At 43.2% G+C, this 12,429-nt stretch carries 7 protein-coding genes; 6 read left to right on the top strand and 1 reads right to left on the bottom strand.

The window, feature by feature from the left end:
* Positions 1-2: 2 nt before the first annotated feature.
* Complete coding sequence (gltB, locus tag JIG41_RS18375) at positions 3-4,460, bottom strand: glutamate synthase large subunit (RefSeq protein ID WP_036967633.1); 4,458 nt, start codon at positions 4,458-4,460, stop codon at positions 3-5.
* 696 nt (positions 4,461-5,156) lie between these two features.
* Here gltB and JIG41_RS18370 point away from each other — a divergent pair.
* The 6 genes from JIG41_RS18370 to JIG41_RS18345 all read left to right on the top strand — a co-directional run bounded on the left by JIG41_RS18370 (position 5,157) and on the right by JIG41_RS18345 (position 12,401).
* Complete coding sequence (locus JIG41_RS18370) at positions 5,157-6,410, top strand: efflux RND transporter periplasmic adaptor subunit (RefSeq protein WP_199525245.1); 1,254 nt, start codon at positions 5,157-5,159, stop codon at positions 6,408-6,410.
* Between the two features lie 21 nt (positions 6,411-6,431).
* Positions 6,432-7,139 carry an ABC transporter ATP-binding protein gene (locus JIG41_RS18365; RefSeq protein WP_036967628.1) on the top strand — a complete coding sequence of 236 codons (708 nt, stop codon included), beginning with the start codon at positions 6,432-6,434 and terminating at the stop codon, positions 7,137-7,139.
* Positions 7,140-7,141: 2 nt separating this feature from the next.
* Entirely contained in the window at positions 7,142-8,455 is a 1,314-nt protein-coding gene (locus JIG41_RS18360) for an ABC transporter permease (RefSeq protein ID WP_036967626.1), read from the top strand.
* Positions 8,456-8,466: 11 nt separating this feature from the next.
* The gene (locus JIG41_RS18355) at positions 8,467-9,672 is read left to right on the top strand and encodes an ABC transporter permease (RefSeq protein ID WP_036967624.1); all 1,206 of its coding nucleotides are present in this window, start codon (positions 8,467-8,469) and stop codon (positions 9,670-9,672) included.
* Positions 9,673-9,789: 117 nt separating this feature from the next.
* Complete coding sequence (locus JIG41_RS18350) at positions 9,790-11,118, top strand: sigma-54 dependent transcriptional regulator (RefSeq protein WP_065978708.1); 1,329 nt, start codon at positions 9,790-9,792, stop codon at positions 11,116-11,118.
* Entirely contained in the window at positions 11,118-12,401 is a 1,284-nt protein-coding gene (locus JIG41_RS18345; RefSeq protein ID WP_075594378.1) for a PAS domain-containing sensor histidine kinase, read from the top strand. Before JIG41_RS18350 ends, JIG41_RS18345 begins: the two co-directional genes overlap by 1 nt.
* Positions 12,402-12,429: the final 28 nt, after the last annotated feature.

Here is a 12,429-nt window from a genome sequence, read left to right as displayed (position 1 = left end):
CCTTACTGAGCCTGAACACGAAGCTCTGCACTACTGCGTGCTCGGTGTCCGAGTAAACTTTTTACATCACTTGATTTTGGCTTCACCAATTTAAACATCGGAATGTATAAATCAAAGTTCGCTAAAATCTGCTCAGCGCGGTTAGACCCCGTTAGCTCTAAATGCTCTGCAATAAGACCACGAAGATGCTCTTGATGAGACGCTAAATCTTCCAGCGTAACAATTTCAACAAGCTCAGGGTTAATGCGTTTTTCAAAGTCATTGCTTTCATCAAGAATATAAGCAAAACCGCCCGTCATCCCCGCACCAAAGTTAATACCGACTTTGCCAAGGACACACACAACACCGCCTGTCATGTATTCACAGCCGTTATCGCCCACACCTTCTACAACCGCTTGCACACCTGAGTTACGAACAGCAAAACGCTCACCCGCACATCCTGCTGCAAACAATTTGCCGCCAGTAGCACCGTACAAGCACGTATTACCTGCAATGGTTGCTTTGTGGCTTTCAAATGATGATCCCATTGGTGGGCGAATGACAAGTTTGCCCCCTGCCATGCCTTTACCAACATAATCGTTAGCGTCACCCACCAACGTCATTTCTAGGCCTCCAGCATTCCATACACCAAACGACTGACCTGCAGTGCCGTGTAACTCTATAGATACAGGATCGGCAGCCATACCTTGGTTACCGTGCTTAGATGCAATGTATCCTGATAGCATCGCCCCCACAGAGCGGTCTGTATTACACACGCGGCTCACTAATGAAATACCCGATTTTTCATCAATTGCTTGCTTGGCTTTATCAAGCAAGGTTTCATTAAGCTGACCTAAATAGTGCGAGCTGTTTGGCGCACTGCAATACAAGGTTTCACCGGTTGGGTTGTTCGGCACAGCCACAACTGACGATAAATCAATTTTCTTTTGCTTCGGCGTTTTACCTTCAATCGCCTCAAGTAAATCTAAGCGACCAATTAAATCGGTTAAATGGGTTACCCCTAAGCTTGCCATGATTAGACGCGCTTCTTGTGCAATAAACTTAAAGTAGTTCATCGCCATTTCTGGTAAGCCATGGTAGTGCTTCTGACGAAGTGTATCGTCCTGCGTTGCTACACCAGTCGCACAGTTATTTAAATGACATATACGCAAGTATTTACAACCCAGTGCCACCATAGGACCCGTACCAAAGCCAAAGCTTTCAGCACCTAAAATAGCGGCTTTAATAATATCGAGACCGGTTTTCAAACCACCATCCGTTTGTAATCTAATACGGTGGCGTAAGCCATTTTCAACCAAAGCTTGTTGTGTCTCAGCTAGGCCCAACTCCCAAGGACTGCCTGCATATTTAACAGAAGTAAGCGGGCTTGCACCTGTACCACCGTCATAACCCGCAATCGTAATGAGGTCTGCATAGGCTTTTGCTACACCCGTTGCAATCGTACCGACACCGGGTTCAGACACTAATTTCACTGAAATTAGAGCTTCAGGATTCACTTGTTTCAAATCAAAAATTAGCTGGGCTAAATCTTCAATAGAGTAAATATCATGATGCGGTGGCGGTGAAATCAACGTTACACCCGGTACTGAGTAACGCAGTTTAGCGATATAAGGCGTTACTTTTTCACCCGGTAACTGACCTCCTTCACCGGGCTTTGCACCTTGTGCTACTTTAATTTGAATCACATCAGCACTGCGTAAATAATGCGGTGTTACACCAAATCGGCCTGAGGCGACCTGTTTAATACGTGAATTTTTCTCGGTGCCATAGCGAAGTTTATCTTCACCCCCTTCACCTGAGTTAGAACACCCTCCTAAGCGGTTCATGGCAATAGCCAATGCTTCATGTGCTTCAGGTGATAGTGCACCAATACTCATTGCCGCCGAGTCAAAACGCTTATACAGCTCTGTTGCTGGTTCAACATCATCGATACTGATTCCGGCATCAGGAATTTTAAGCGCCAACATGTCACGTAAATTTGTGATTGGGCGGTTATTAACTAAATCAGCGTAGGCAACGTAATCACTGTACTCACCCGAACGCACTGCTTTTTGCAGGGTTTGGATCACATCAGGGTTGTAAGCATGATATTCACCACCGTGAACATACTTTAATAAACCACCATGGCTTAATAACTTGCGCTTACTAAATGCGAGCTTATGAAGCTTACGTTGATCATCATCAAAGTCAGTAAAACACGCGCCTTTAATACGGCTTGCTACACCATTGAAACAGGTTTCAATAACCGCTTCTGACAAACCAACCGCTTCAAACAGCATCGAGCAACGATATGAGGCAACCGTACTGATCCCCATTTTCGACATGATTTTGTAAAGGCCTTTGTTGATCGCATTACGATACGCCAACGTGACTTCACAATAGCTCTTGTTGATAATTTTTTTATCGCTCATTGCAACCAGCGATTCATAGGCCAAATAAGGGTAAATCGCCGTCGCACCAAAGCCTAATAACACAGCAAATTGATGAGCATCTCGCACGCTACCTGATTCAATAATGATGTTTGATTCACAACGTAAGTTATTATCAACTAATCGTTTTTGAATTGAGCCTACCGCCATTGCAGCAGGAATGGGTAGGTGCGTTTCACTAAAGTTACGGTCACTCAAGACTAACATCACACACCCTGATGCGGCTTTTTCTTGCGCTTCGTCACAAATACGTGTGATCGCTTTTTCAAGGCCTTCTTCGGCTGTGTAAGTAATATCAATTTTGCAGTAGCTGTAATGCGCTTGGTCAGCACTTAACAGCTGTTTCATGTCTGCGTACATCAAAATCGGTGTTTCAAATTGCAGACGTTTCGCATGACCCGTGGTTTCATTGAACACGTTTTGCTCACTACCAATACACGTGGCAAGTGACATAACATGATTCTCACGCAGAGGATCAATCGGTGGATTGGTTACTTGTGCAAACTTTTGACGGAAGTAATCAAATAATGAACGGTGCCCTTCAGACAGCACGGCAAATGGGGTGTCATCACCCATTGAGCCCGTTGCTTCTTGACCGTTTTCGCCCATGACACGAACAACACTGTCGAGTTCTTCGTTAGTAAAGCCAAACATTTTTTGATATTTCAGCAGTGTTTCGTCATCAAACGAGCGATTACCTGCATCTTTTTCAGCCAGTTTTTCGAACGGAGTCAAACGCTTAACGTTAGCTTCTAGCCACGCTTTATACGGGTGACGTGATTTAAGATCTTGGTCAATTTCGTCAGAGTGCCAAATTTTACCTTGGTGAGTATCAATTACTAATAATTCACCCGGACCAACTCGTCCTTTTTCAACCACTTCGTCTGGCGCGTAATCCCAAATACCCACCTCAGAAGCAAGCGTAATAAATCCATCTTGCGTAATGACATAACGCGCTGGACGAAGGCCATTTCGATCAAGGTTACAGGCCGCAAAACGACCATCAGACATAACAATACCAGCAGGGCCATCCCATGGTTCCATATGCATAGAGTTAAAGTCGTAGAAAGCACGTAAATCGTCATCCATGGCTCGGTTTTTCTGCCATGCAGGCGGAACAAGCATACGCATCGCACGGAATAAATCCATACCACCCGCTAAGAACAATTCAAGCATGTTATCTAAGCTTGATGAATCAGAGCCACTTTCGTTGACAAATGGGGCTGCTGATTGCAAATCAGGGATCAGTGGAGATGCAAATTTATAAGCACGGGCACGTGCCCACTGGCGGTTACCTTGGATGGTATTAATTTCGCCGTTATGCGCTAAATAGCGGAACGGCTGCGCCAATGGCCAACGAGGTTGTGTATTGGTAGAAAAACGCTGATGAAATACACAAATCGCACTCGTCATGCGCATGTCAGCTAAATCGAGGTAAAAATTCGGTAAATCCACAGGCATCATCAAGCCTTTGTAAACCGTTACCAAGCCAGACAAGCTCGCAATATAGAAATGCTCATCATTTTCTAGACGCTTTTCTGCACGGCGACGCGCAACATACAAACGACGTTCTAAATCTTTTGGACGCCAGCCCTCAGGTGCGCTGACAAAAATTTGTTCAAAGCCAGGTAGTTGTTTTTTTGCAATTGGCCCTAAACAAGATGCGTCTGTCGGAACGACTCGCCATCCTTGAATATTTAAGGTTTCTTTTTCGAGCTCTTCACTCAAAACATCTTTAGCAGTCTGTGCAAGCACGGGATCGGCATTTAAAAACACCATGCCGACTGCGTAGTTCTTCCCTAAATGCCAATCGTGTTCACTGGCAATTGCACGAAAGAAACTATCGGGTTTTTGCATTAATAAACCACAGCCATCACCTGTTTTACCATCAGCAGAAATACCACCACGGTGTTCCATGCGATCTAGGCCTGTGATTGCGGTTCGAATCAAGCGATGACTCGCCTGACCATTGACCTGGGCGATTAAGCCAAAGCCACAATTATCTTTTTCTAATTTTGAGTCGTATAACATAGACCCCTCCCCTTGCTACAACGACTAGCGGTTCAGTCTTTTGTGACAGTGCTAGTAGACGAACAAAACTATCGCCAAATAAACCATGAGTCAATAGAGTTTTGAATACATATTCATATTTATGAATATTTCTCACTTGAGGACGCACTTTAAAGTCTATGCTATTTTTTTACATTTAGACGCTATTTAACCATTATTTTTTTATGACACTGGTGTCAATTTTAACAGTTTGTAAAAAACCATCCTGAAAACGGATAGTTTACGTTAACGTAAACTGACAACTCATTTTGCATAAATATTCAAATCATGCATAGTAATGCAGTTATTTTGCGCTCTCTCAGCTGTTAGCTGCTTAAATATTTACCAATACATTAAGCTTAGTTACAAATAGCACTTTTTAGCAGCCGACCTTAGTCTTACTTACCTTTAGGTGTTTACCTCTGCGTCAACCAATGCACTTTAAATAGTGTCCGCTGCGGACACTTTTTCTGTCCGCGGACAGAATAAAAACCTCAAATAAAAATAAAAACATTAAAAATCAGCAAGTTAAATATTGGCACACTATTGGTATAGATAGGACATTATCGAATTAGAGGATCGAAACATGTTCACTATGAGTTTGTTTATGACATCACCACTTACCATGATTGCCATTGGCTTCATGATTATATTTTTTGAGAATCGTAAGGAAGTATGATGATTAAAGATACCAGTGCCCAAGATATAACCGTGGCTAAAAAAAGAAACATTAAAAAACCACTGTTGTTCACTGTGAGTGTTCTTATTGTGAGTGCCCTTGGCTTTCAAGCACTCTTTGCGAGCAACGATGGGAGTGTGTCTGTTGATAAAGCCAGCTTACAAATAAGTGAAGTGACTCAGCAAACCTTAATTAGAGATGTGGCAGCAAGCGGGAAAATTGTCGCGGCTAATGCACCTAAAGTTTACAGCCCCGAGCGCGGCTTTGTCGATCTTAACGTAAAGGCTGGCGACAGTGTTGAAGCAAACGAAATTATTGCTGTGGTTAAAAGCCCAGAGCTTACCAATGAATTAAAACAACAACAATCTGTGTTGGCGCGTTTAGATGGCGAATTACAACGAAAGCAACTTGAAGCACGTAGACAAAAATTAAGCTTAACAAAAGCACTTGATTTGGCACAGGTAGAGCTAAATGCCGCTGATAGAGAAAACCGCCGCGCGCAATTATCTATCGAGAAGCACCTTATAAGTCAGATCGATTTAGAAAAAGCCGTTGACGATTTAGCTCGCGCGAAACTCTCCTTCAAGCATGCAGAACAAGAAGTCAGCCTTGCTAAAGACACACTGGCATTCGAGCTAAAAGCTGCAGAGCGAGACCTTGCTCGTCAACAGCTCATTGTGGATGACTTATTACGCCAAGTTAATGAGTTAACAATTAAAGCCAGCGTCAGTGGCATTGTCGGTAATTTACTCGTGCAACCTAAAGAAGCGGTTACACAAAGCCAACCATTAATGACACTGGTTGACTTAAGTAATTTTGAAGCACAGTTGCAAGTACCTGAAAGCTATGCCAATGAGCTAGGCCTTGGCATGCAAGTAGAATTAACTCTCGGTGCCCGCCAAGTCATGGGGACATTATCAGCAATCTCGCCGGAGGTGAATAACCGTGAAGTCACAACACGTGTTCGCTTCGATAAAGAAATTACCGGCATTCGCCAAAACCAACGTTTAACCGCACGCATTCTTTTGGAGAACCGCGACAATGTTTTACAAGTTAAACGTGGTGCGTTTTTACAACAAGGCGGTACCCGCGCCTATAAAGTAGACGGCGACATGGCCTATTTAATCGATATAAAAACAGGTGCTAGCAGTATCAATGCCGTTGAACTGTTAGAAGGGGTAAAACCAGGCGACAAGCTAATCATCTCTAACTACGACCGTTATAAACAAGCACAGACTCTCGTATTACGCTAACAGCAACAAGGAATAATTATTATGCTTACAATGAACAACATCAGCAAAGTGTATCAAACAGACATGGTACAAACTCATGCATTACGTGATTTCAATCTCCATGTAGAAGAAGGTGAATTTATTGCTGTTACTGGCCCGAGTGGTTCAGGCAAAACGACCTTTTTAAATATTGCCGGTATGCTAGAACCGTTTTCAGAAGGCCAGTATCTTTTAGATGGTATTGATGTAGGTGGTCTAAACGATAATCAGCGTGCTGATTTACGGAACCAAAAAATAGGCTTTATCTTCCAGGGGTTTAATCTGATACCTGATTTAAATCTATACGAAAATATTGAAGTACCTCTGCGATATCGAGGAATTAAAGCTGCTGAGCGTAAACGTCGTATTGAACAATGTTTAGAGCAAGTAGGTTTAGCGTCACGTGCTAAGCATTTACCGCAACAACTTTCAGGTGGGCAACAGCAACGCGTGGCCATTGCCAGAGCACTTGCGGGTGAACCCCGTTTTTTACTTGCCGATGAGCCAACGGGTAACCTAGACAGCTTAATGGCGCGCCAAGTAATGGAATTGCTCGAACAAATTAATCGTGATGGCGCCACCATTGTCATGGTTACTCACGACCCTGAACTTGCCCGAAGAGCCCCGCGTAATATCCAAGTGGTGGACGGTCAACTTGCCGATTTCACGCTTTACCAAGGCACGCAAAACCTCAAAGCGGCAGGAGTATAGTCATGTTCCTTCATTATCTAGATTTAAGTTGGCGAAGCTTTAAGCGCACGCCCTTAGTGAGTTTTTTAATGGTATTAGCGATTGCCATTGGCATTGGTGTAACGATGACGAGCTTGTCGGTGTATCACATGATGTCTGCCGATCCGATCCCGCAAAAGAGTAGCCAACTATACAGTGTGCAATTGCAAATAATGGACGAGGGTTCAACTTGGTGGACAAAAGATAATTTACCAATGCAATTAACCTATCAAGACGCGGTTAATTTAAATAAGGCAGAAGCCGGTGGTAAGCGCGTCACGATGGTGCGCACTGGGTTTTCTGTTTATTTAGACTCCGATACCGTAAAACCATTTATTGGTCAGGCGCGTTTAACAACCCCCGACTTCTTCGACATGTTTAACTTATCATTTTTATACGGTGGCGTGTGGAGTCAGCAACAAGAAGCAACTGCTGCACCTGTAGTCGTTATCAGTAAAAAGCTCAACGACAAACTATTTGCAGGAGAAAACTCAGTTGGCAAAATTATCTACCTTGATGATGCAAGCTATGAAGTGGTTGGGGTTATGGATGACTGGAATATTACGACCAAATATTACGATTTAAATAACGGCGCATTTAATAAAACCGAACAACTCTACCTGCCTTTTAGCTTATTAAAAGCACGTGAGCTTGAAAACTGGGGCAATACAAACGGCTGGAAGCACGAAAAAACCAATACGTTTAACGACAAGCTTAATTCTGAATTAGTTTGGCTGCAATTTTGGGTCGAACTAAAAACACCCGCAGAAAAGCAAGCCTATGAAGATTTCTTAATGGCTTATATGCAAGAACAGCAAAAGCGTGGTCGCTTTAACCGCGAAAAGCTTGAAGCGAAATTGCGTGATGTAAACGAATGGATGGAATACAACAATGTGGTAAGTGAAGATAACGAAATTCTCGTTGGCCTAAGCTTTATGTTTTTAGCGGTATGTTTGGCAAATATTCTAGGCTTATTACTGGCTAAATTTCTTCGCCGTGCGCCAGAGGTTGGCGTACGCAGAGCTTTAGGCGCAAGCAAACGCCAAATTTTCTTTCAACACATTGTCGAAGTGGCCATGCTCGGATTTTTAGGCGGTATTTTCGGGGTTATTTTAGCCCAAGTGGGACTTTTAGGTGTGCGCCAAAGCTACAGCTACTATCAAAGCTTAGCCACCATGGATTTAACCATGTTACTTAGCGCCCCTGTAATAGCAATTAGCACCTGTGTAATCGCAGGTCTTTACCCTGCGTGGCTGGTGTGTAAAACCAACCCTGCTATTTACCTTAAGAGCCAATAAGGAACTGTGTTATGTTAGAAATTAAACCTATATTTCATGCCTTATGCCGCTCAAAGGTAGGGGCTATTCTGTTACTAATTCAAATTGCCATTACCACAGCAATCGTCAGTAACGCCGCGTTTATTATTCAAGATAGAATTAGCTATTTAAGCCAAGAAACAGGCTACCCAGAACAAGACATTTTTATTTTTAATGTGATGATGTTCGGACAAGACACCTCGCCAAGCCAACAATACGAGCTTGATGAAGCTATGTTACGTCAAATTCCTGGGGTGGTTGATGCTGCTTACTCTAGTACCACACCTCTTTCGGGCAGTGGTTCATCATCTGACTTTAGTTTAAAACCGGCGCCACAAGAGAGTAAATCAGCACGTAGCTCATATATGTTTATCGACGAGCACGGCATTAACACGTACGGTGTTAACTTAATTGCTGGGCGTAATTACAGCGAAGACGAAGTGATCGTAACAGAGAATTACGATGAGCTTTCGAAGGTCATCGTGGTGAGTAAAAGTCTATCTGATGAGCTTTTCCCTGATGGTAATGGCTTAGGTCAATCTATTTACTTTGGTGATATTCCTTTAAAAATTATTGGTATTGTCGATGTAATGAAAGGCCCATGGCTTAAAGATAGTCGCCCAGATAATGTGGCATTAATTCCGTTCATTAAAGCAGGTAGCAATGCACGCTTTGTCGTAAGAACAGAGCCTGGGCAACGCCAGTCTGTAATGAACCGTGTTGAAGAAGCCATGCTTAAAAACTACAACAAACGCGTTATCTCGCGCATTCGCGGCCTTGATGAAGACAAAGAGCAGTACATGGCTGAAGACACGCTTATGATGCGTATGTTAATTGTTTTAATCACAATTTTAGTGTTGGTCACTGCGCTGGGTATCTTTGGTCTTACACTCTTTAATATTAGTAAACGCACGAAACAAATTGGGACTCGCCGTGCTCTTGGAGCAAGAAAGTCCGCCATTATTAGCTACTTTTTAGTCGAAAATGCCATGATTTGCAGTGTAGGTTTAGTAATAGGCATGATAGCAGCGATGTATTTAGGCCAATTACTGATGCAACATTTCTCGATTGCTCAGTTAGATGTGCGTTATGTAATTGCCACTGCAAGCGCTGTGTTTATTATGAGTTTGCTTGCGGTTCTTGCGCCAGCCAAACGAGCTGCGAACATTTCACCCAGCATTGCAACACGCACCATTTAGTTCTCCCAAGCTATGCTACACTGGATTTACAGTGTAGCATTTATAAGTACACACTTAAGTTGGCTCTTGCACCGGACTTACTTAACATATTTAGGAAAACAGCAAAAAAATAATAATATGGAAAAAATACTTATTGTTGATGACAACCCCGCGATATTAGACGCCTTGTCATTATTATTAGAGATCCACAATTATACCGTGGTTACTGCAAGCACCCCATTTGAAGCAATCCAAGCAGTACAGTACCAGCGTATTTCATTAGTTATTCAAGATATGAACTTTACCGCCGACACCACCTCGGGTGAAGAAGGCAAGGCGCTGTTTTATGACTTACGCAATATAAACCCATTACTGCCTATTATCTTAATCACCGCATGGACCGAGCTTGCAACAGCTGTTGAGCTTGTAAAGGCGGGTGCCGCAGACTATTTACCAAAGCCGTGGGACGATACAAAACTGCTGACTTGTATCAATAATTTACTCGAACTTGGTAAAGCGAAACAACAAAATGAAACTTTCGCACGCCACCAGCAAGAACGCGAAGATTCTATTAAAACTGCCAACCTTGTCGGCCTTATTTATAAAAGCACAGCGATGGAGCATATTGTTAATCTTGCTATTCAGGTGGCAAAGTCAGACATATCAGTGCTTATCACTGGCCCAAATGGCAGTGGCAAAGAGCGCATAGCACAGATAATCCAAGCCAACTCTCTGCTTGCAGACCATCCTTTTATCACTGTTAACGCCGGTGCATTGCCAAATGAACTCATTGAAGCTGAATTGTTTGGCGCTGAAGCTGGCGCGTACACAGGTATCACCAAGCAACGCATTGGCCGTTTTGAAGCCGCCGATGGGGGCACATTATTTTTAGACGAAATAGGCAACCTACCGTTGTCCGGTCAAATGAAACTATTACGTATTCTGCAAACCGGTGAATTTGAGCGTTTAGGATCAACGCAAACTCGAAAAGTAAATGTGCGGGTTATATCAGCAACAAACGAAGATTTAACGCACGCGATTAAAGCGGGTCATTTTCGTGAAGATTTATATTATCGCCTCAATGTTATTGAGTTAAACCTGCCTAGCCTAGCTGACAGACCCGATGATATTCTTGCCCTAGTGGCACACTTTTTACCACATCGCAGTGTGTCTCTAAGCACCGAGAAAGCCCTGCTTGCCCATCCGTGGCCGGGTAATGTACGTGAACTTGAAAATGCGTGTAAACGGGCTGCCGTATTAAAACCAACTGGCAATATTGAACTTGCCGACTTTGGCTTAAACGTCGATACCACTAAAGCGACATCACCCAAAAGTGAACCGACAAAGCACGATATTGAACTGGCAATGCGCGAACACCAAGGGGTGATTGCTAAAGTTGCGCGACATTTTGGTCTTAGCCGACAAGCGCTGTATCGCAGACTCGATAAATTTAAGATAGATTACTAATGTTAAGAAATAAGATTATTCTATTGTGTGTTGTTGCAGCGGTAGTCCCTCTATTACTGGTAAGCTATTTTGCTGCTCTTCCTGGGTTATATACTTTGCTTGCGGTCATTGGTTGCGCCTTGCTAGCTGGCCTTTTGGCGTACCAGTTAAGCCGCCCTTTAGCTGACGGTATAGCGTCTCTTGAATCTGGATTGCTTAACTTTAAAGACGGTGAACTGGCCACCCTTTTGGCCTATGATAGCAAAGATGAACTGGGTGACTTATGCCGACTTTATAACCAAACAGCAAAGCAACTTCGCCAAGAAAAGCAATGGATATACCAGCGTGAATTAATGCTCGACAAAGTACTGCAAAGCTCTGAGCAAGCGGTGCTACTTATTAACGATCAAGGTTTTATTGTTTACAGTAATCACAGTGCTCGTAGCTTGTTTGAAGCAAAATCAGCTATCGAAGGACTTAATCTAGAAAATGTGATTAGTACCTGCTCTGAACAACTGACACGTGCTATCAACAAAGGGATTGATGGCTTATTTACCCTCGATAAAACGGAACAAGAATCACAAACTTGGCATATGGCAACGGGCCGCTTATTACTTAATAATCAATACCACCAACTGTATGTGTTCAAACAGCTCACACGGGAACTCAGCCGCCAAGAGGTTGAAGTATGGAAAAAAGTAATCCGTATCATCAGCCACGAACTCAATAATTCGCTGGGCCCAATGTCATCAATGCTCCACAGCGCACAGTTATTAACAAAAGAAGTCGACGAGCCTCGTTTAAAACGCGTATTCACCACCATTGAAGACCGGATCAAACACCTTAACGAATTTGTTCAAGGCTATGGTAAATTTGCCAAATTACCCACTCCTCAGTTATCAGCGATTAACTGGCCATCAATCGTCGAGCAATTAAAAAGCCAATGGCAAGTCAATATTACTCTTGGCGATAACGTAAATACACAAGCCGATCATACTCAGCTTGAGCAACTGCTGATTAATTTATTAAAAAATGCGTACGAATCGGGTACTAAACCTGAAGACATCAGTCTGAGTATTCAACAAGAAATGGCCAGCACCCACATTACTGTGAGCGACAGAGGCAAAGGCATGAGCGAAACTGTAATGGCGAATGCACTGATCCCCTTTTACTCCACTAAATCGACAGGCAGTGGTTTAGGGCTAGCGCTGTGCCGAGAAATAGTTGAAGCACATCACGGGCAAATTAGCCTTCACAACCGCGAGCAAGGTGGCTTAAGTGTGCATGTGATTTTAGCACAATAAAAAAGCCGCTTATGCGGCTTTCTCGGCA

The sequence above is a fragment of the Pseudoalteromonas sp. bablab_jr011 genome, from assembly GCF_016464045.1.
GTDB lineage: Bacteria > Pseudomonadota > Gammaproteobacteria > Enterobacterales > Alteromonadaceae > Pseudoalteromonas > Pseudoalteromonas lipolytica.
The sequence above is the reverse complement of the archived record's forward strand: the minus strand, read 5'-3'. Positions and strand labels throughout refer to the sequence as shown.